General features: G+C 54.6%; 18 protein-coding genes. 12 read left to right on the top strand and 6 right to left on the bottom strand.

Annotated elements, in window-relative coordinates; genetic code table 11:
• Positions 1–54 precede the first annotated feature (54 nt).
• Positions 55–2,685 carry a tetratricopeptide repeat protein gene (locus AACZ40_RS15380; RefSeq protein ID WP_291176528.1) on the top strand — a complete coding sequence of 877 codons (2,631 nt, stop codon included), beginning with the start codon at positions 55–57 and terminating at the stop codon, positions 2,683–2,685.
• Positions 2,686–2,690: 5 nt separating this feature from the next.
• Here the strand turns inward: AACZ40_RS15380 and AACZ40_RS15375 are convergent, their stop codons facing one another.
• Positions 2,691–3,464, bottom strand: a complete 774-nt coding sequence (locus AACZ40_RS15375) for an SDR family oxidoreductase (RefSeq protein ID WP_291176531.1) — start codon at positions 3,462–3,464, stop codon at positions 2,691–2,693.
• Between the two features lie 164 nt (positions 3,465–3,628).
• Here AACZ40_RS15375 and AACZ40_RS15370 point away from each other — a divergent pair, with 164 nt between their 5' ends.
• Complete coding sequence (locus AACZ40_RS15370; RefSeq protein WP_291176533.1) at positions 3,629–4,147, top strand: SRPBCC family protein; 519 nt, start codon at positions 3,629–3,631, stop codon at positions 4,145–4,147.
• Here AACZ40_RS15370 and AACZ40_RS15365 read toward each other — a convergent pair.
• The 3 genes from AACZ40_RS15365 to AACZ40_RS15355 are packed head-to-tail and all read right to left on the bottom strand — an operon-like array spanning position 4,144 to position 7,035.
• Positions 4,144–5,232, bottom strand: coding sequence for a DUF1559 domain-containing protein (locus AACZ40_RS15365; protein WP_291176536.1), 1,089 nt, complete (start codon positions 5,230–5,232; stop codon positions 4,144–4,146). The two genes, AACZ40_RS15370 and AACZ40_RS15365, sit on opposite strands and share 4 nt — an antisense overlap.
• A 29-nt stretch (positions 5,233–5,261) precedes the next feature.
• Positions 5,262–6,281 carry a DUF1559 domain-containing protein gene (locus AACZ40_RS15360; protein ID WP_291176539.1) on the bottom strand — a complete coding sequence of 340 codons (1,020 nt, stop codon included), beginning with the start codon at positions 6,279–6,281 and terminating at the stop codon, positions 5,262–5,264.
• A 49-nt stretch (positions 6,282–6,330) separates the two neighbouring features.
• On the bottom strand, positions 6,331–7,035 hold the full coding sequence (locus AACZ40_RS15355) for a hypothetical protein (RefSeq protein WP_291176541.1): 705 nt from the start codon (positions 7,033–7,035) through the stop codon (positions 6,331–6,333).
• Between AACZ40_RS15355 and AACZ40_RS15350 the strand changes: the two genes are divergently transcribed.
• From AACZ40_RS15350 to AACZ40_RS15330, 5 genes are all read left to right on the top strand, one after another.
• Complete coding sequence (locus tag AACZ40_RS15350) at positions 7,019–7,282, top strand: hypothetical protein (RefSeq protein ID WP_291176543.1); 264 nt, start codon at positions 7,019–7,021, stop codon at positions 7,280–7,282. The two genes, AACZ40_RS15355 and AACZ40_RS15350, sit on opposite strands and share 17 nt — an antisense overlap.
• A gap of 123 nt (positions 7,283–7,405) precedes the next feature.
• Positions 7,406–8,755 carry a VCBS repeat-containing protein gene (locus AACZ40_RS15345; RefSeq protein ID WP_291176546.1) on the top strand — a complete coding sequence of 450 codons (1,350 nt, stop codon included), beginning with the start codon at positions 7,406–7,408 and terminating at the stop codon, positions 8,753–8,755.
• Positions 8,752–10,134 (top strand): tetratricopeptide repeat protein, encoded by a 1,383-nt coding sequence (locus AACZ40_RS15340; RefSeq protein ID WP_291176549.1) that lies wholly within the window; start codon positions 8,752–8,754, stop codon positions 10,132–10,134. The genes AACZ40_RS15345 and AACZ40_RS15340 overlap by 4 nt, the downstream gene beginning before the upstream one ends.
• 252 nt (positions 10,135–10,386) lie before the next feature.
• Positions 10,387–11,325 (top strand): DUF1559 domain-containing protein, encoded by a 939-nt coding sequence (locus AACZ40_RS15335; protein WP_291176551.1) that lies wholly within the window; start codon positions 10,387–10,389, stop codon positions 11,323–11,325.
• A 204-nt stretch (positions 11,326–11,529) separates the two neighbouring features.
• Positions 11,530–11,940: a carboxypeptidase-like regulatory domain-containing protein gene (locus AACZ40_RS15330; RefSeq protein WP_291176554.1), complete on the top strand. Its 411-nt coding sequence runs from the start codon at positions 11,530–11,532 to the stop codon at positions 11,938–11,940.
• Positions 11,941–11,964: 24 nt separating this feature from the next.
• Here AACZ40_RS15330 and AACZ40_RS15325 read toward each other — a convergent pair whose 3' ends face one another.
• Positions 11,965–12,909: a DUF1559 domain-containing protein gene (locus tag AACZ40_RS15325; RefSeq protein WP_291176557.1), complete on the bottom strand. Its 945-nt coding sequence runs from the start codon at positions 12,907–12,909 to the stop codon at positions 11,965–11,967.
• A gap of 278 nt (positions 12,910–13,187) precedes the next feature.
• On the opposite strand from AACZ40_RS15325, the gene AACZ40_RS15320 reads away from it, so the two are divergent.
• The 5 genes from AACZ40_RS15320 to AACZ40_RS15300 all read left to right on the top strand — a co-directional run bounded on the left by AACZ40_RS15320 (position 13,188) and on the right by AACZ40_RS15300 (position 18,845).
• Complete coding sequence (locus tag AACZ40_RS15320) at positions 13,188–13,685, top strand: hypothetical protein (protein ID WP_291176560.1); 498 nt, start codon at positions 13,188–13,190, stop codon at positions 13,683–13,685.
• An 80-nt stretch (positions 13,686–13,765) separates the two neighbouring features.
• Positions 13,766–14,764, top strand: coding sequence for a DUF1559 domain-containing protein (locus tag AACZ40_RS15315; protein WP_291176563.1), 999 nt, complete (start codon positions 13,766–13,768; stop codon positions 14,762–14,764).
• A 65-nt stretch (positions 14,765–14,829) separates the two neighbouring features.
• Complete coding sequence (locus tag AACZ40_RS15310; protein ID WP_291176566.1) at positions 14,830–15,630, top strand: DUF4198 domain-containing protein; 801 nt, start codon at positions 14,830–14,832, stop codon at positions 15,628–15,630.
• Positions 15,631–15,919: 289 nt separating this feature from the next.
• Positions 15,920–18,319: a DUF4159 domain-containing protein gene (locus tag AACZ40_RS15305; protein WP_291176569.1), complete on the top strand. Its 2,400-nt coding sequence runs from the start codon at positions 15,920–15,922 to the stop codon at positions 18,317–18,319.
• A gap of 133 nt (positions 18,320–18,452) precedes the next feature.
• On the top strand, positions 18,453–18,845 hold the full coding sequence (locus AACZ40_RS15300) for a hypothetical protein (protein WP_291176572.1): 393 nt from the start codon (positions 18,453–18,455) through the stop codon (positions 18,843–18,845).
• A 30-nt stretch (positions 18,846–18,875) separates the two neighbouring features.
• Here AACZ40_RS15300 and AACZ40_RS15295 read toward each other — a convergent pair whose 3' ends face one another.
• A complete protein-coding gene (locus AACZ40_RS15295; protein WP_291176575.1) occupies positions 18,876–19,262 on the bottom strand; it encodes a hypothetical protein in 387 nt (128 codons plus the stop codon).
• Between the last annotated feature and the right edge of the window lie 38 nt (positions 19,263–19,300).

The following is a 19,300-nucleotide window of genomic DNA, read 5'->3' as shown; positions in this document are numbered from 1 at the left end:
TTTTCAATGCACTCACTCTGATTCCTGTTTCACCCGGCTGCTTATTTAGTATTCATGATACGTCGCTCTCCACATCCTGACCGTTCCACATCAGTAATTGTCTGCGGACCGTGCTCGTGGTGGATTCGCGTCTGCATGCTGGTGGTCGTGCTTTGCTCACCTGCCATCAGTTCCGCCGATGACCCGACAGCCTCTTATTTTGAAGGACTGCGGCAACGACATCTGTTCGGAATTGCAGAAGGCTACTGTTTAAATCGCCTGGCACAGCCCCGGATCACCGATACGGAACAGGCACGCTACACGCTGGAACTCATACGCACCCTGTCAGCACATGCGATGGCCACGCAGGACCCGGAGCAGGCAGAGCTCTGGAAACGGGCAGAAGAAACTATTACCGAATTCTGCCAGGAGCATTCTGACTGGTCCGACACCAGTGTCTTCGAAGCCGAGCGGGCACGCATTGCGGCGCTCAAAGCCGAAATCCTGTATTGGCAGATCCAGGCGGACCCGCAAAATCAGTCACTCAGACAGACCGCCATCACACAGCTCTCACAGGCAGTGACCACTCTGACCCAGGCAGAAACCCGGTTAAGCCAGCTCCTGAAAAAATCGGGGGCATTCAAAAAATTTACCGTACTCCAGTCAGCCACGATCCGCGATACCCTGCTCGACTTTCAACTGCTGATCGCGCAAACGGCAATGAAACTCGCCGACCTGCATGCAGCGAACAGCCCGCAGCGGACAGCAGCCCTCGAACTCGCAGAGAAATGGCTGGAACCCCTGTCCCGCCGGGCGACCACCCTGCAGTTGACCTGGCTCAGCAAGCTGGCGCTGATTCAATGCGAACGCATCAGCGGAGATTCCGCGGCCGCAGCGCGGGGCATCCAGGCACTTCTCAAAGAAAAACCTCCGTCGTTTCTGAATGAACCCCTCTTCGTGGAATCGATGCGTATTCTCCTGCAGGACGGAAAAGCGCAACGGGCGGCATCACAGATCATTCAATACAGGGAAGAGCATGGAACCGTTTCCAGCGAACTCGGCTTTCTGGAAATCACTGCCTTGATTCAGCTCAGAAAAGTCGCTCTGGAGAAACAACAGGACGCGTTAGCAGCTGAAATCTGGCAGCAGGTGGAAACACGTGCCCGGTTTCTCAAACAGGCACAGCCCGGTTACTGGTCGCAGCGGGCGTGGATGCTCGTCGATCAGCAACACCAGGTCGATCAGTATGGCAGCCAGCTTTCCCAGGATCTGAAACAGGCTCAACTCCTGTATGCGCAAGGCAACATCGAGCAGGCCATCGAGGCGTATACCAAAACCGCTCAGCAGGCGACCGCGGAGGGCAAAGGCGATCTGGCGTTTGAACTCGCCTTTACCAGTGCCTCGCTCCAGCTGCAGGCAAAGCAATACAAAGAGGCGGCAGAACAGTTTCAGTCGCTCTCGCGAAAGTATAGTACCGCGGCCCGCGCTGCTGACGCTGGCCTGCTGGCTGCCTGGTGCCTGGGTCAGCTCTATATGCAAAGCCGCACGAAATCGCGCAGACTGGCCTACACGGCCGCCCTGGAAGAAGTCCAGAAACAGTTTCCGGACAGCAAGAGTGACTATGAAGCGGGCTGGATGCTCGCGCGGCTGGAAGAATCCCGCCTGCAATATTCAAAAGCACTCGTGCTGTACTCGGAAGTTCCCGATGATCATCCCCGGGCGGCAGACGCGCACCTGGGAATCGCCCGCTGTTACGAACAGATCCTGCAACGACTGACTTCGCTGGGCAAACCTGTTAAAGCCTGGAGACAGGAAGCCATCGAAGTCCTGGAAAAATTCCTGGTCCGCTTCCCCGCCGAATCCGACCCGCTGATCCTGCAGTCTCAGGCCGACATCGCATTACGCCTCACGCAAATCTACCTGAATGATTCACCCCCGTCCTACGAAAAAGCCAATCGGCTGCTGGAATTAATTATCAGCAGCGCCACGCGCAGTATCGCAGAGCTCAAACGCAATAATGAACATTCCGAAACCAGTGTCGCAGAGACAGCGAACGTGATTCAACGCTGGAATGAAATCGCCAATCAGGCTCGGCGACTGGAGATCATCACACTCGCGGGACAGGGAAAGCCGACCGCTGCCCGATCACTGGTGGAGAACCTCGAGAACGCAGGCACGAACGAACTGCTGTCTGTTCTGAACGGCGTCTCGCAGATCAACCTCGATCTGTCTGACGAGACGCGTTACGAACTGGGACTGCTGCAGCTGAAATCGGCTGAAAAACTGATCAGTCGCCGTGATGAATTAACTCCTCAGCAGCGACAGCAGCTGGATCTCTGCCTGGCCGAAGCCTACCTGGCGACGAATCAGCAGATCCGGGCGCTGGAGTATTACCAGGAACTGCTAAAACAGGCGCCCCGGGACAGCACCTACATCAAACAGGTCGCACTGCTCCTGGAACACTGTGGCACAAAAGCCTGTCTGCGGGAAGCGGCACAGAAATGGCGACAGCTGGAAGCAGCAGAAAAGCCGGGCAGTATCCCCTGGCTCGACGCCCGCCTGCATATCATTCAAACCACTTTCGATTCCGGCAATGAAGCCGAAGCCAGGAAACTGCTCGGCGTAACAAAGCTGCTCTACCCCGATCTCGGCAATCAAGAATTAAAACAACAATTCCAGGAACTGCAACAACGCATTCAGAAGTGACTTCTTCAACCGCTTTTCTGTCGCGACCGGGGAATCACAGTTGCCAGTCCGCCGTCGACGCCGAAGACCTGGCCTGTGACCCAGTCATTGGCGGGATGCAGCAGCCACTCAATCATCGAGGCCACCTGCTCGGGTTCACCCAGACGATTCAAAGCGTGCAAGCTGCTGGACATCGACTCGGCTGCCGCGGACTCCCACAGATTCCGGGTCATGTTGGATTTTACCAGGCCGGGGGCGACCGCATTCACGCGAATCCCGCGTCCCGCATAAGAAGCCGCCGCCGAGAGCGTCAGGCCGATCACCCCTGCTTTGGCAGCCGCAATCGCTTCGTGATTGGCCAGTCCCACCCGCGCCGCAGCGGATGAGATCAAAACGACCGAGCCTCCCTGTCTGCCCAGCACTTTGGCGGCACTGCGCACCGTCTCAAAAGCAGACGTCAGGTTCACAGCCAGCACCTCGGACCATTCTTCATCACCAGTCAGGTGGGCTGGCTTTAACAGCACGGAACCGATGCAGTTCACGACACCATCGATGTGATCAAAGGTCTCACAGGCAGACTGGATCGTTCTTTCAATCGAGCCCGGCTCAAGAACATCCAGCTCGAGGGCCGGCGCGGACAGTTCCTCGGACAGATCGCGCAACACCTGTGGATTGCGACCCGCCAGAAAGACGTCATGCCCTGCCCCTTTAAGACGACGGCTCAGTGATGAACCGACCGCCCCGGTGGCGCCCAGGATAACCAGTGTTTGTGACCGTGATCCGGCATCTGCATGATTCATCTGGCTGCGCCCCATTCGTTTCAAAATCTAACCAGAAAATGCATTCCCATTTTCCCTTGCGAGACCATAATCAACCGGGATGACATAGTTCGGACTCTCAAAGTTCTTAGTCACCCGCACGCTGATTTCAACCCTGTATTTTAAATTCGTTTTATGAGAAACAGATGTCGACAACTCCGCACCCGGCAGAAGCAGTCCGGATAGCCCGAACGCCAGATGGCATTTATCGCCTGCATACCGAAACCGTGATACCGTACGCCCTGGACGAAGTCTTCGCGTTTTTTGCCGAGCCACAAAATCTCGAAGCACTGACCCCACCCTGGCTGAACTTTGAGATCACCACCCCGGCGCCTATCGAAATGCGTCAAGGCACACTCATAGATTACCGTCTTAAACTGCACGGCATTCTCGTCAAATGGAGAACCGAAATCAGCGAATGGGAACCCCCTTTCCGGTTCGTCGATCGGCAGTTGAAAGGCCCGTATCGACTCTGGCATCACGAACACACTTTCACAGAATGCGACGCAGGTACACGGGTCACAGACGATGTCCACTATGCCGTTCTGGGAGGCGCACTCGTCAATCGGCTGTTCGTACAGAAAGATGTCGCACGCATTTTTCGCTATCGCCAGAAACAGCTGTGTAAGTTCAAGCCGGCAAGCAGTAAAATCACCGCCCGTTAAAACTCGCCCACCGGTTCGCCGCCCTGGGGAGTGCTGAGGGCTTTCAGGATATCGGGGTCGATGTCTTCGGAAAGAAAGCGCACCGAGCCATCCCCCATCAATACGTGGGCGCCTCCTGTGAAGGGACTGCCGAAGCCGCGGGGATTGCGATTGATGCCCTCCGTCGGATCGCGAAAGTTGGTGGGGTCACCCCAGGCTTTGATTCCCGATCTGACTTCGCCAGCCAGAATTGTATAGGAAGTGCCATCTTTTATTTTACGTAAATCCATGCCCGAGTTCGCGGATAAGACACGACTGTTGGCGGCATAGTGCGCGGGTTTGTATCCTGTCGCATCCCCCTCTGCTTCGGTAAAATCATACTGCATCCCCGGACTCTGCAGTACAATGAGCCGGGTTTCGAACGGCTGTCTGTTATCGGCGGCTGTCCAGGGCTGATTGAAGTCAATCTGCTCATACAAGGATTGCTGATCGAGATACCGTAACAGGGGGGTGACCCAGCTGTGTTGCGGCTGCCCTGCCTTATCAAACGTACCACCCACGGGAAACTGATGATGCGTATCATGATAGTTGTGCATCGCCAGACCAATCTGCTTGAGATTATTTATGGAGGAACTCCGCCTGGCGGGTTCATATGCATTTCCCATGTGTACTTTTTGAATGACCCTGTCTTGGGTTGTAACAATCCAGAACAGCTGATGCGTGACGCTGATCACACAGATGCCGCTCACCGTCAGTAATAGAAGCATCATCACCAGTGAGAGGCTCCAGCGCTTCTGCCACGGCTTGACTTCAGCCAGGTCGTCAGGAACAGTGCCTCCGAAACGGCGACAAGCCACATGAAAGCCAACGGCAAACAGCAGCAGCGATGCGAGAAACATAAGCGTCAAAGAAGGTGAAATCGTGAGTCGCGATGATGTTCGCAGGATGAATGATGCCCAGCCCACACATAACAGAAAAACGAAGCGAAACGGAAAGATCAGTCCCATCGCGATCAAGACGAATGACATCAACAGTATAGGAACGCTGATCGCCAGCCAGTGCTGGACCCCAGTCACCTCTGCTTCATCCTCTTGTGGAATTTCCATAAGTATTGCTCTGTCTGGTCCTGAACGATTTAATATTCGCCGACGGTTTCGCCACCATCTGGCGTACTCAAAGCTTCGAGCACTCCCGGATCGATGTTTTCATTGATAAACCTGCCACTGCCATCCATGAATAACATGTTGGCTCCCTCCCTTCGTTTCCAGGGTCCGCCAAACCCTTGTGGATGGCGGTTGATTCCTAACGCGGGATCACGAAGATTGGCAGGATCACCCCAGGCTGGCAGACGGCTCACGATCTCACCTGCCATGATCGTGCTCGCAATACCATCGGGAATTTGATCGTAATTCCATCGGGATGCCGGATAAAAAACACGACTGTTTAATGAATAATTCGAGACACCGTAACCCTGGCTGTTGAGTTCTAACCCGTCACGAGAATAAATCGTGAAACCAGGGATGTGTATTTTGAAGTGAGGGGCATTTTTCTCAGAATTCCAGGGTTCTGCCAGATCTATTTTTTTATACAGCTCTACCTGATCCATGAAAGGCAGGATTTGAGTCTGCCAGCTGTGTAATGGCTGACCTGTGGAATTATAGATACCGGTGGGCAATGGATCTTCATCACCCGATGAATAATTCACTACCGCCAACCCGATATTTCGCAACCTGTTAAGCGAGGAAATTCGAAAAGAGGCTTCACGCGGACCGGATGACTTTCCAATCACTCCTTCAGGTGCAGTGAACAGCCAGAGACCCTGATGCGCTATTCCCACCACGGCAAAACCTCCGGTGAACGAGATCACCAGGAAGACGATCAGGGAAAACGTCCAGCGTACCTTCCACTGGTTTGGAACCGGGATCGTATGTTGTTGCTGCAGACGACGCAGGACGAAGCGGCCCAGCAGTTGAATCAGCAGCGCCATGATCGCAACGACGACCACGGCCGTCACCAGACCGGAGGCAGGCACAATCACCTGGGGGATCACCCGTTTTAAGAACATCAACCAGCCCAGGAACATATAAAACAGAAACTGACTCGGGAAAAATATCCCGGCACAACCCAGGAAAAAAACCAGGATGAAGCAGCTCACAAGCAGAACAGCAAATCTTTTTCTTTTCCTATTTTTCGGTTCTACAGATTCATTTTCCATCAAGCGTCTCCCGTGCTTCAGCGAGCGAAACCTGTTTGATTGCACCGTCGGTGAACAGGATCAGCTGCTGCTCGTCTCCGTAGACCGCCTGCTCAAACGCGAGAGGCCGGACCTGATCGCTTTTCTTTTCGCCGGGCACATAACCATACCGCGCATTCAAATCACCGGGCTGAATCCAGAATTCGTCAGCGAATGAAGAATCTTCTATTCTCGCAGGGTAGCTGCCGTCATGGGTGGCGACATGCATGAACAGGGCCGAACGCAATTCGGCCAGTTTCGAGCGACGTTCTTTGAGCAACGCTTCCGCGACTGCCTGGGTTTCCTGTTTCGATTCACTGTCTGTCAGGCGATACGTACGGCCATCCTTTTCCCAGGCACCGGGCGTCAGCAGTTCCCGCGCACCGGAGATCATCGTCAGCACAAACAGAAACATCAGACCCCAGAGAAAGGTTCCCGCGAGTGCTGCCTTGTAAGTAATGACTGGCAGTTTCGGAAAATCGCGGGCCAGCATGTTCCAGAGTTTTTTCAGCCCCCAGGCACTCAGCAGAAACAGCAGCAGGAAAAACGAAATCGACTGCAGTCGCAACTGGGCGATTTCCGTCAGATCGATTGAGGCACTGGGCATGCCCGCCTCTGCAGTATTGCTGAACCAGCAGAGCATCAAAGAGCAGATCAGAATGAGTCGAACCGGCATGGTGATGGGCTCCACAGAAGTGATGACAGAAAGACCTTCTCTCTATAATACACAAGTCTACACGATACGCGAGACTGTTTTTACGACTCCCTCCAGATTGCCTGGCTGCGTGCAGACTCAGGAGGCGACCGGACCGAGATCTATCGTTGACACCTTTTCCGGCGCGGGATACGATGAATTGATGGTCTCTCCCCTCTTGCTCTCGGAAGAGCGCCTGAAGCTGACGCGCTGTGTGGGTCGAGTGTAGGCTGCGGTTGCCGCGCTGAACGGCGCGAAACCGGAACGCCGTGGCTGTTTCCCTGGAACCGTTGACCTGCCTGATAATTCTTCTGTTTAGATCCCCGCCCCGCACAGGGAGTGCCCACCTGCGATGTCGTCACCTGAAAGTACTGTAAGCTCTGAACCCGGGCCTCGACAAACGCCCTGGCTGGCGATCTTCCTGCTGGTGATGGTCTTTCTGCTTCCGCTGGCGACCTGGCTTTTGCTGCCCTCCATTCCCGCTTTGGGACGGTTGCCTGAATTCTATTCGGGAGGCACCACTTACCCGGCTTCGCAGTTGCGGTTCGAACGCCAGGGTGCACTGCAGACCGGAGTGGAACTGCCGCTGATTACCAACGTACAGATTTTGGATTTCGATGGCGATGGCAAGAACGACATCCTCTACTGTGACGCCGGGAATAACCGGGTCGTGCTGCGTCAACTTACCAGTGATGGCAGTACCAGTGATCAGACTCTGATCGCGGATATCGCTGCACCCGCTCATGCCACGCCCGTTGATATCGACGGCGATGGTGATCTCGATATCGTGGTTTCCGTGCTGGGTAATATTCAACCCGATGATGGCGTGGTCGGTCGCGTTGAACTGTATGAACAGACACCGGAGGGTTTCGTGAGGCACGTGATCCTGGATGATGTGCGACGCGTGGCGGACGTGCAGCCCGGCGACTTCGACGGGGACGGCGACCTGGACCTGGCGGTCGCCGTGTTTGGTTACAACCGGGGGGAAGTACTCTGGCTGGAGAACCGGGGCGCGTTTCAGTTCCTGGATCATCACCTGTATAGCGCCCCCGGGGCGATACATGTTCCCGTCGCTGATTATGACGGCGATGGCGATCTGGATATCGCGACCATCATTTCCCAGGAGGAAGAAGAGCTGGTCGCATTTGAAAACCTGGGAGGAGGCAAGTTTAAGACACGGTCCTTGTGGCTCACGCCGAATATGGACCTGGGGAGTGCCGGCCTGATCCACGCCGACCTCGATGAGGATGGCGACGAAGATCTCATCCTGCCTGCCGGGGATAACCTGGAAGACTTTGATGCATACCCGCAGCCTTATCACGGCTGTCTGTGGTTTGAGAATACCGGCGACTGGAATTTCAAGGAGCATCGTATTTCAGACCTGGGCGGGACCTACGCCGGCGATGTAGCCGACATGGATGGAGACGGTGATCTGGATGTCGTTCTGGTGAGCATGACCAACGACTGGTACTCGCCCGAACATGCCAGTGTGGTCTGGCTGGAAAATGACGGTCAGCAGAACTTCAAAACCTGGCAGATCGACAATCAGCCGATTCACCTGGTGACCGTCGCGGTGGGAGATTTGAACCAGGATGGCTTACCGGATATCGCCGCCGGTTCGCTCAACATGCGGAAACCCTTTGATCGTATCCAGGCCGTGCCCTTCTGGATTCAACGGGCGAAGAAAGGAGCACCGCAATGATTGTGCGTGCGATCGCCGTGATCCTGCTGATCGAAGTATTGGTCTGTGGCTACCTGTTCGTGCAGCGCGCGGCGCGGCCCGCGCCGGTCCTGCCCGAAACCACTCTGATGAACCCGCTGTTCGCAGAGGACATTCAGCCCCTCGTGCAGCAGGTGACACAAACCAACAATGCATTCGACTGGATGCGCCTGGGCGAAGCACTGCTGGGACAGGGGTATTACAGTCATGCGGAACTCTGTTTTCGACAGGTGGCAGAGCTGATGCCTGAAAGCAGACTGGCGGAAAGCCGCATCGCGTATTGCCTGGAACGGACGGGACGTACAGAACAGAGCAGCGAACTCTACCGGGAACTGAATGCCAGTTCCGACAACTCGCGTGAAGCAAAACGGGAACAGATGCAGGCCCTGTATGAAATCGGTCGGAATGCGCTCCGCGAAGAAAAAGTGGATGCGGCTGAGAAACTGTTTCGCCAGAACCTGGGCTTTCTGCCGGCCCGCTATCAACTGGCCAAACTGCTGATTCGAACCGAGCGGGCGGACGAAGCGTTGCCGCTGATAAGCGAATCGCTGCAGCAGGTGCCCCGTTCATTGAAATTTCTCGAACTGCAGCTGCGCGCCTTACAACAGACCGGCAATGTGAAACAGGCGGAGCAGACAGCGCAGATGCTGGAACGCGCTCAGCATTCGGTGCCCCTGCATCCAGGATCGAATTTTATCGAACCGTTCCGGCTGAAGTACGGCATCGACCGACGCGTGGAAGCGTTCAATACCGAAATCGGAAACGGTTCGCTACCCGAGTTAGAGGCAGAACTGGTCAAGCTGATTGACCTGCTGGAAGGATACCCGTCGACGCATCGGCAGATCTTCCTGATGCGGTTACTGGAAGTGCAGCAACAACAGCAACAGCCTCGCAAAATGCTGGAGACCGCCCGGAAGTTAAATGAGATCGGCATTCATAACGCGGAAGTCCTGATGTACCAGGCAGAGGCGAACGGCAGCCTGGGTGACTGGAACCAGGCAGCACAGTTGGCGCGACGCGCGGGACAGATGTCGAAATCACCAGCACTGCATCAGCAACTGGCGGAGGTTTTAAAGCAGGCGGGACAGACAGAGGAAAGCCAGGTCGAACAGGCGCTCGTTTATCGCCTGGAAGCGATGGAATATTATCGCGCCAGTCAACTGGCAGAGGCGTTGGAGAAGATCGAGCAATCGCTCAAACTCTACCCCGCAGATCCCCAGAGCTGGTTTGTTCGCGGCCTGATTCAGGAAGCCCTAGGCGAAGTAAAAGCCTCCCTCGCAGACTTCCGGGAGTGCCTCAAACGGGATCCCCTGCATGGCAGAGCCCGCCAAAAACTACCATCTGATGAGCCGGCTTCCTGACAACTCTGATGAGTGCATCCTATCAAAGCGTATGTACCCACACCGTCACTTTGACGACCTATGTGCATAACCACACTGGTTTTATGCTGTATGTCCGTCTCGAATTCCTGTATTCCACACTAAATCGACCCATCCATAAACTTTATTATTGAAAGTTTATTTTTACCATCGATACTATTAATAGTTAATTAAGAAGCGTTCGTTGATCCGTTTATTAAGAATATTTACTTTTAAATTATTTAGGATGACGTAATGATGAAGAAGACTCAGCGCTATCGAGAAAGATTACTGTTCCGCGGCTTTACTCTAATTGAACTTTTAGTCGTGATTGCCATCATCGCGATTCTGATCGCCTTGCTGTTACCGGCGGTCCAGCAGGCCCGGGAAGCCGCCCGACGCAGTACCTGCAAAAACAGCCTGAAGCAAATCGGCGTGGCCTTTCATAACTATCACGATACGGCGCGTACCTTCCCTCCCGGCTGGATTGACGGCAACCAGGCTCTGGGGGATGCTGCTGAAACGGCTAACAAAAACGGGTTAGGCTGGGGAACCATGATTCTCCCCTACATCGACCAGGCGCCTCTCTATAATCAGATCGGCACCGAAACGACTAACTTCACAATGAACTGGCAGCTTGGCTACACGGGCTCAACATTCATTCCCTCATCCAGGACCATCGTTCCGATTTATAATTGTCCTTCCGATCCGATGGGCGGCATCAATACAGACAAAGGAAGCTTCGGTAAATCCAACTATGCCACCGAAAGACTTTTACTGGGTGTCAACAAAGCATTAAGAATACGTGATATTACCGATGGAACCACCAATACGATTCTGGTCGGCGAAGTCCGCACAGGGGATGAATCGGGAACCACTGGAAGTTGTGGTGGCGTTGTCTGTGATGGATTCGAAGGCAAACTGTGGATTGGTGCCCGCACCGCTTCCTGGGGCTGGGAACGTGGCCTGCAGGCAGAAGACGTTTACTTCATCGGCTACAATGTTCCTGATGACTTCATCAATGGTGGTGCCAGATCAGTAGCAGATCGCTTTGCACTTTCCAGTATGCATGTGGGCGGCGTTCACGTGCTGCTCGCAGACGGCTCCGTGCGATTTCTTTCCGAAAACATCGACGTCAACACTTACAGGTGGTTGAACGATGAAAACGATGGAAAAGTACTCGGCGAATTCTAAATCAGATCCCTGGTTTTCATGTGATGCGTTTTCCTGGACGTATCTCTGAAAACAATCCGGGATAATAAAACGTTCGAAACACACACAACAGCCGTCTCACAGGCTGTTGTGTGTTCCAGCTGTTGATAACCATTCTGCTGCCGCCGATTCAGGACGAGCCAGCTGATCATTTCCCCTTATTCATTAATCCAGAAATTTACCGATATGATGACTCAGCGTTTCTCTACCTTATTGTTCTGCCTTGTTCTTACCTGCATGCTGACCGCCTGTGGGAGTACTCCCGATGATCAACCCAAACTGGCTCCCGTGAGTGGAACAGTCACCATGGATGGCGCCCCGCTGGCGGGTGCGTTTGTGCGGTTCTATCCCACCTCCGGCCGGGCTTCTGCGGCGAAGACCGATGAAGCAGGCAAATACGAGTTGGTCTTCATCCGGGATGAAATGGGAGCCGTCCTCGGAAAACACACCGTCAAAATTTCCACACTCGACGAAGAGAACGATCCCTTCGGCGACCAGGGCAGTGAAACCGTCCCCGAAAAATACAACAAAAAAACAACCCTGGAAGCGACCGTCACAGAAGGTGATAACACCATTGATTTCGAATTGAAAAAGTAATTCGAAACGACTGACCGAACGAGTTTAAAATTCTCCCACCACTTCACCGCCGTTGCGCGTCGTTAATGCATCATACACATTGACATCGAGATTTTCGGAGATGAAATGCACTGAGCCATCAACCAGCAGATGATGGGCGCCCCCTTCGTGTAAGCTGGAGGGCCCCCAGTTCTGGCCGATGGAATCTGGAAAGACGCCCCCCTGAAAGTAGGGCTGGTAATTGATGGAGACCGAGTTACCGGAATAGGTGGGCGGCGTCAGTGCCATCCAGCGTGCGGCAACGGCGGCACTCGTACCATCAATCCAGACCGAGGCGTTTTCTTCCCGTGTTTCCGCCAGCAGAATGGTGTTCGTCGTTCCGTCAGTGATATCGCGGAACCGCGATTTCGAGCCGGGGTACATCACACCTTCGGCGGGTATCGCTCCTGAAAGCCCTAATACATTTTTTGCGCCGATGGCTACATAATTGCGAATCGCAAACCGGTCAAAGCCGACAGTCGTGACATACAGCGGATCCGTGCTGAAGCTGGCTCCGGCATAACTGGGACATTTGTAAAACGTCAGAACTTCCGAGGCCGTTGCCTGGTTGACGGGATCCAGGGCAGAAACATTGTAATTCAGCGAATTATACAGGTTTGCCGCTTCCAGATAAGGCAGGATCAGACTGGCAAAACTATGCAGATGAATGTTGGGATCATTGGGTCCCGTACCCGGATAGTTCCAGACCCCTTTTCCAAACCCGCTGGTACTGCTGGGAGGAAAGACGGTATGCGCACTTTCATAATTATGTAATGCGAGCCCCAGCTGCTTCAGATTGTTTTTACACTGACTCCGCCGCGCTGCTTCGCGCGCCTGTTGAACGGCGGGCAGCAACAGGGCAATCAGAATGGCGATGATGGCGATGACGACCAGCAGTTCAATCAGGGTAAAACCGCGTGTCACTCGTTTAAGAGCAGGTGGGCATGACATGGAAAGTGGCTCCAGAGGGTTTGACGTATTGAGGCAGGTTCAAAATTTGCGGCGGCACTTCAATGAAACGTTCTAACGATCATCAGAATGTTACAGGGGTCAGAATGCATTGTCAAGCAGCAAACCAATCGCAAAGAGGGGAGCCGCATTCCCCGACAGTCGCGGATTTCTGGCAGAATTGGTTGGCGTTTTCATTGTGTCCTGTCTTATAATAAGGGGACTTTCCTGTTTCGGCGGAGCCGTTACGTCCGCTGAATGTTTTGTTAGAGCCATTATTAATGTTCCCGCCCCTGTTCCCACCTCTGAAACAGCTTTGCAGCCGACAGTCGCTGACCTGTCTGGTGACAGTCTTCTGTTTCGTAACCACTTCGGTGGGATTTCCGCTGGAACCTGTGGGAATGCCTCATGCGGGCTGTCAGTGTGGTCAAGAACTTCAACGTACGGGCGGCTGCTGCTGTTCCCGTGCGCAGACTTCACGCCGCAGCGAAAGCCCGTCGCGTGCGTGTTGTGTAACAAAGCAGGCGACATCCTGCTGTGCCGGAAAGGCAAAGCCGGGAACCAGTGAGACTCCCGCGACGAACCTGGTTTCAGCCTGTAGTTGCGGTCACGGCACTGCAGACGGCATGCTGATCAACGATGATCCTCGCTTGCCTGCACACACACCCCTGATCCAAAGTTCGAATCCTCTCGAATTCTGTTGTCCCCCGTTTGCCAGTGTTTTTATCCAACACTGCTCCGCGCCTGAAACTCCCCCTCCTGAATTGTGCCGCCTCTGATTCTTTTTAACCAGATGCATTCTGCAGACTGATCCCGATTCAGCCTGCGCACAGTTCCATTTACATTCAGGAGTTTCTCGATGAAACCAACATATGAGTGCTGCGCAAAACGTGAGCGCGGCTTCACCTTGATCGAACTGCTCGTGGTGATTGCCATCATCGCCATTCTGATCGCCCTGCTGCTGCCTGCCGTCCAACAGGCGCGCGAAGCAGCCCGGCGGAGCCAGTGTAAAAACAATCTCAAACAGCTGGGCCTGGCCCTGCATAACTATGAATCGACGCATCGCGTCTTTCCACCCGGCGGACTGGGATACCCGTATGTCTGGTCGTCTCACGCACACCTGCTCCCCTTTGTGGACCAGGCGAATCTGCAGAACCAGTTCAATTACGATGTTCCGCCACTCAATGCTTTCAACTCCGGAAGTTTTGACGCTACGGAGGTCGGAAAAAACGACACGGCGGCCCGCGTCAGCCTGCCGCTGATGGTCTGCCCCAGTGATAAAGATGCCGTCCCCGGATCGGACTACGCCGGCATCAGCTATCCCGCGTGTGCCGGTTCGGGCCTGAATGGTTCAGCAACAACCGATGATGGATCGATCAGCAATGCGGACGGCATCATCTTTTCGCAGTCCCAGATCCGCTTCCGCGATGTGACCGATGGAACCAGTAATACAATCGCGTTTGGCGAACAATTGATCGGAGACGGGCAAAACAGTGCGCCCCCCACCGGCAACTATCGCTTCCGCGTCGTGGAACTCTCGGCGGGAACACAGACCACTCCTGCCGCCTGTACTGCCGCTGCCGCACCGGCCTGGTCCGGTCAACGGGGTGCCAAGTGGGTCAACGGGCATCTGGCGGACACGATGTATAACCACTGGTACGGGCCCAACTCTTCGAACCCCGACTGTCAGAACGGCTATCACAACTATGCACTGGTCAGTGCCCGCAGTGCCCATGTGGGTGGTGTGCAGGTGGCGCTGGTGGATGGCAGCTGTCGTTTTGTCGGCGAGAACATCAATACCGATCTCTGGCGTGCACTCGCGACCCGGGCCGGCGGCGAAGTGATTGGTGAATTTTAAACGGTCTCAGTTCATCCGGGCTGACCATGGGTTGGCCCGGATGACTTTTTTAAGAGGAATCCAACATGAAAACATTACTCTATTCGCTGCTGACCCTGTGTCTGTCTGCCTCATTCGCAGCCGCCCATGATACGTGGGTGGAAACGAATACGAATCTGATCCGGGCGCGGGACGCGGTATACATCAATCTGAAGCTGGGCAATCATGGAAATCACCATCGTGATTTTAAAATTGCCAGCAAGATCGACCTGGATGGCTGCAGTCTGAATGTCATCGACCCTGCCGGAAAAACGTACGATCTGATCAGCGAACTGACAGATACCGGCTACGCCCCCAAGGAAGGCTTCTGGCGCGGCAAGTTCGTGCCAGTCAAGCCGGGCCTCTACACGGTGGCGCATTCACTGGACCGGGTCGTCAATCATGGCAAACCGGTTCGCGCGATTAAAAGCGCGAAGACCTTTTTCGTCGTCAGCGCCAAACTGGATCAGACGCCTTTAGAAAATCCCGGGTTTGACCGGGCACTGGGGCATCCACTGGAACTGGTACCCGTACTGAATCCCGTGACGCCCATGGGACCGGGCAAGCCTCTGAAAGTCCGCGTGGATTTCAAAGGCAAACCCCTGGCCAACACGGTCGTCTCGTTTGTTCCCCAGGGCGAAACTCTCAAAGAGGGTTTCGATGAACAGTACGAAAGCAAAACCGACGCCGCGGGGCTCGCGTCGTTCACCCCCAAAACGGGCAATCAGTATCTGGTCGTCGTGCACCATCTGGCGGAAGACGAATCGTCGGCTGACTACCAGGAGACCGCCTACGCAGCCACGCTGACGGTCTTTGTACCCGAAGTCTGCCCCTGCTGTGGCGACTGATGATTGCTGCTTGCTCATGGAAGCAAATTGAGATAACGCGGCAGGAAGCACAATTGCTTCTGCCGCGTTTTTTCTTTGAACGGAGCAATTCTTTAAACAATAAAGTCAACCAGACTCATCACTTACTCTATAGACGTCTGACTGGCTGCAGCCCCTGCAAATGCACATTGACGTAGTTTGACAGCAAACTTAGGATGCGGCTCATCGCGATAAACAGAACAGGCTGACAAGGAAATAAATGCTGGAACGGAACGCGTTCGCCACGGCAGCATATTGAAACGGTGTGAGCATGCATGATCGACAAGCTACAGTACGATTTATTCGCATCGTATTAATCTGCTGGACGGTGGCGGTGGGATTCTTCGCATTCACTCCGGTTCTGCAGGCAGAAAATATCACCCGCGAACATGTGCTGACTTCGATCGAAAAAGCAAAACACTTTCTCTTGCAACAACAGCAGCCCGACGGAACCTGGCAACTGGCCGGCCACCCCGAACAGACGGTGGTGCTGACCAGCTTCACCCTGCACACCCTGCTCCATGCGGGCATGATGGCGGACAATGCCGAAATTCAAAGAGGGTTGCAGTGGCTCCGAAAACAGGACCCCGTCAAAACACACGAAATTTCGTTGATGCTAGAAACGCTGGCAGCTGCCCGCGAAGCGGAACGCGACCTGCCGCTGATGAATCGATTGACGCAAAAGCTGGAAGCGGGAAAGTCCCGCGGGACGAATGATGGTGCCTGGAGTTTCGGTGGCGGAGAGACTTCCAATTATGCTCACTTTGCAGCGTTAGGACTTTACGAAGCCGCCCAACAGGGAGTGCCCGTTCAAACAGAGACCTGGCAGCGGGCCCGCAATCACTGGCTGGGTCGACAGAACCGGGACGGGGGCTGGGGATCACAGGGGAGTGGTTTCAGCCGGGGTGGCATCACGGCAGCGGGAATCGCTTACCTGGTGACGACTGAAAACCTGCTCCGCAGTCAGCAGATCGAAACGAACGCGGACGGTTCACCCCGGTGTTGCGGCGAGGCCTTCCAGGACGAAGCGGTCGCAACAGGCTGTCGCTGGCTGGGAGATCACTTCACGGTGACACACAACCCGAGTACCGATGCCAATTCAGATGGATCGATCGGTTACCTGTATTATCTGTACTGCCTGGAGCGGGTGGGCCGTTTGACGGGACGACGTTATTTCACCAGCCAGTCCGGCAAACAGTTTGACTGGTATCGCGCAGGCGCGCAGTATCTGATCGCACATCAGAATCCCATCACCGGAGCCTGGGTCGGCGCCCCTGCCCTGCTGGAAGATTGTCCGATACTCGCCACTGACTATGCTTTGCACTTCCTCTCCCGGGGATTGACGCCGGTACTGGCCGGGAAGCTCAAGTGGGATGGCGCGCCTGATGCAGCCCCTGATTCGATTGACTATACGCCGCAGGATGTCTGGAATCTGGCACGTTATACCAGCCGACTGCAAGACTGGCCGCAACAACTTACCTGGCAGTCCGTTGATATGAATCGGGCAGACGCCGAGGATCTCAATCAGTGTCCGCTGCTGATTCTGGATGTAGCGAATGTAAACCGTTTCACTCCCAATCAGATTTCTCAGCTGAAAACCTATCTGCAGGATGGTGGGTGCCTGTTCGCACTGGGCGGTTGTCAAAGTGCTTCTCCTGATGCCGCCATGCAACAGTTGATTTCAAAACTGTATCCTGCAGGTGAAGTCGAACTCCGCAAGCTGGAGCGGACACATCCTGTCTACCGCAGCGAATTTCGCCTGCTCGATCTGAAAACCGGTGATCCGCTGGTGGAGCTGTGGGGAGCCGAGACCGGCTGCCGCACATCCATATTCTATTCACCCGACGATCTGGGCTGCCTGTGGGATAAATGGACGACACTGTCTCTACCCAACCGTCCGCGGGCACTGGAAACCAGTATAAACCGCACCCTGCATGTGGGTGTGAACGTCGCTGCGCTGGCGTCGGGTCGCGTGCTCATCAAGGAACTCGGCCCGGAAAATGTAACTGAGACCGCGTCGACTGCAGAACGGATTGAGCATCGGCTGTTGAACATCGCTCAAATCCGTGCTTCGGCAGAATGGGATGCCGCCCCGCATGCATTGCGAAAACTGCTGCGTGCCCTGAATCAGGTTTCCGGTAGCCAGTTCGCATCGAATCCCAGCAGTGTCTCCCTTTCCGATCCCCGGCTGTTCAAACATCCGCTGTTGCATCTGCACGGTCGCTCTGGTTTTGTCCTCAGCCCGGAAGATCAACGAATATTAAAAACTCACCTGCTGCAGGGAGGCGTGCTGTTTGCCGATGCCTGCTGTGGTGCAGACGATTTTGATGCCAGCTTTCGCCGACTGGCAGAGCAGCTGTTCCCGACTCAAAAGCTGGAACGGATTCCCGCTGATCACGAACTGTTTTCCACGAAAACCGGTTACGATTTGCGACAGGTCCATTTCCGTAAACCGCTTGACCTGCAGACCGACTCGACTGAGGTACGCGTTCAAATCGTCGAACCTGTCGTTGAAGGCATCAAGGTCGATGAGCGTTATGTCATCCTCTACAGCCCCTGCGATCTGAGCTGCGCGATCGAACACGGCGACAAAATCACCTGTGCCGGCTACACCGAAACAGACGCGATTCGCCTGGGCCTGAATATCGTCTGGTATTCGCTGCTGCATTGAGACTGTTGCAGATACTCGCAGTGAGCGACAGCCGATGGAAGCAACTCGTCTTCATTGAAAAATCGAGCTTTGAACTTCAAGATCTGTAGTGATACAATAAAAAAAACGGGTTTCACTTTGACGGAATGACTCCATGCAAACCAATCTGACGCGCAACCGGTTGTCTGAGATCAAAGTGCCAGCTGTTTTCAGAACGGCCAGGGCATTCTTGTCACGCCCCGAGACACAGTTACGCCTGGTGATTTACGCGCAGTGTCTGTTTACCGTCCTGTTATTCTGCCTGGTGCATGTTGGCTTTCGAACTCTCATTCCTTTTCTGCAGGCCCATCAGGCCATGTATTACTGGGTGCAGTTTCTCTCCCTGGTGCCGGTGATTTCGGTCTGTTTTGGCGTGGCGTTTCTGCTGCTGTTTGGCACACGTCAATACCCGGTGGGAGAGTCGTGGCTCTGCTTTATCGTTTACGCCGCCAACTTTGCCGCCGCGATGGCGTTCCTGCACGCACTGCGCTTCGCTGATCTGCTCTGAAAACAATCAGGGGCTGTGCGTTGCGGACTGTTATTTTTCTTCCAGAACCATCCAGTCGGGCAGCGGAATCGCTTTGCTGCGGGCGACCAGTAACAGGATGCCAATCACAATCACCAGGGTTGGCACTTCCACGTCCAGCGTAATACGGCCGGTCTGACGCAGGACAGACAGGCAGCTGGCGATGATGAAAAAGGGACCGATCAGCACCGTCGATTTATCAATGCCACTGACGGCAAACGACAGAACTCCCACCACGGCCAGACCCAGCGTCCAGATCCAGTTGATGCCGGGCACGATGCCCAGTGTCGTCAACAGCCAGCCTGTTCCAATACCGATGATCAGCAGAGGGAGGATCAGGGTTTTCCGGTCGGAAGTCGATTTAGTGGTTTTCGCAATCGTCGAAGTTGACTCGTGCATGGCGCTGTCTTTCTATCTTCAGGAGTAAGGAAAACGGC

It is taken from the genome of uncultured Gimesia sp., assembly GCF_963972345.1.
Lineage (GTDB): Bacteria > Planctomycetota > Planctomycetia > Planctomycetales > Planctomycetaceae > Gimesia.
Note: the sequence above shows the minus strand (reverse complement) of the source record. Positions and strands in the feature narration are given on the sequence as shown.

Coding starts and splice junctions, on each gene's coding strand:
- AACZ40_RS15380 (WP_291176528.1), top strand. CDS start 55: ATGATACGTCGCTCTCCACATCCTGACCGTTCCACATCAGTAATTGTC.
- AACZ40_RS15375 (WP_291176531.1), bottom strand. CDS start 3,464: ATGAATCATGCAGATGCCGGATCACGGTCACAAACACTGGTTATCCTG.
- AACZ40_RS15370 (WP_291176533.1), top strand. CDS start 3,629: ATGTCGACAACTCCGCACCCGGCAGAAGCAGTCCGGATAGCCCGAACG.
- AACZ40_RS15365 (WP_291176536.1), bottom strand. CDS start 5,232: ATGGAAATTCCACAAGAGGATGAAGCAGAGGTGACTGGGGTCCAGCAC.
- AACZ40_RS15350 (WP_291176543.1), top strand. CDS start 7,019: ATGAGTCGAACCGGCATGGTGATGGGCTCCACAGAAGTGATGACAGAA.
- AACZ40_RS15355 (WP_291176541.1), bottom strand. CDS start 7,035: ATGCCGGTTCGACTCATTCTGATCTGCTCTTTGATGCTCTGCTGGTTC.
- AACZ40_RS15345 (WP_291176546.1), top strand. CDS start 7,406: ATGTCGTCACCTGAAAGTACTGTAAGCTCTGAACCCGGGCCTCGACAA.
- AACZ40_RS15340 (WP_291176549.1), top strand. CDS start 8,752: ATGATTGTGCGTGCGATCGCCGTGATCCTGCTGATCGAAGTATTGGTC.
- AACZ40_RS15335 (WP_291176551.1), top strand. CDS start 10,387: ATGATGAAGAAGACTCAGCGCTATCGAGAAAGATTACTGTTCCGCGGC.
- AACZ40_RS15330 (WP_291176554.1), top strand. CDS start 11,530: ATGATGACTCAGCGTTTCTCTACCTTATTGTTCTGCCTTGTTCTTACC.
- AACZ40_RS15325 (WP_291176557.1), bottom strand. CDS start 12,909: ATGTCATGCCCACCTGCTCTTAAACGAGTGACACGCGGTTTTACCCTG.
- AACZ40_RS15320 (WP_291176560.1), top strand. CDS start 13,188: ATGTTCCCGCCCCTGTTCCCACCTCTGAAACAGCTTTGCAGCCGACAG.
- AACZ40_RS15315 (WP_291176563.1), top strand. CDS start 13,766: ATGAAACCAACATATGAGTGCTGCGCAAAACGTGAGCGCGGCTTCACC.
- AACZ40_RS15310 (WP_291176566.1), top strand. CDS start 14,830: ATGAAAACATTACTCTATTCGCTGCTGACCCTGTGTCTGTCTGCCTCA.
- AACZ40_RS15305 (WP_291176569.1), top strand. CDS start 15,920: ATGCATGATCGACAAGCTACAGTACGATTTATTCGCATCGTATTAATC.
- AACZ40_RS15300 (WP_291176572.1), top strand. CDS start 18,453: ATGCAAACCAATCTGACGCGCAACCGGTTGTCTGAGATCAAAGTGCCA.
- AACZ40_RS15295 (WP_291176575.1), bottom strand. CDS start 19,262: ATGCACGAGTCAACTTCGACGATTGCGAAAACCACTAAATCGACTTCC.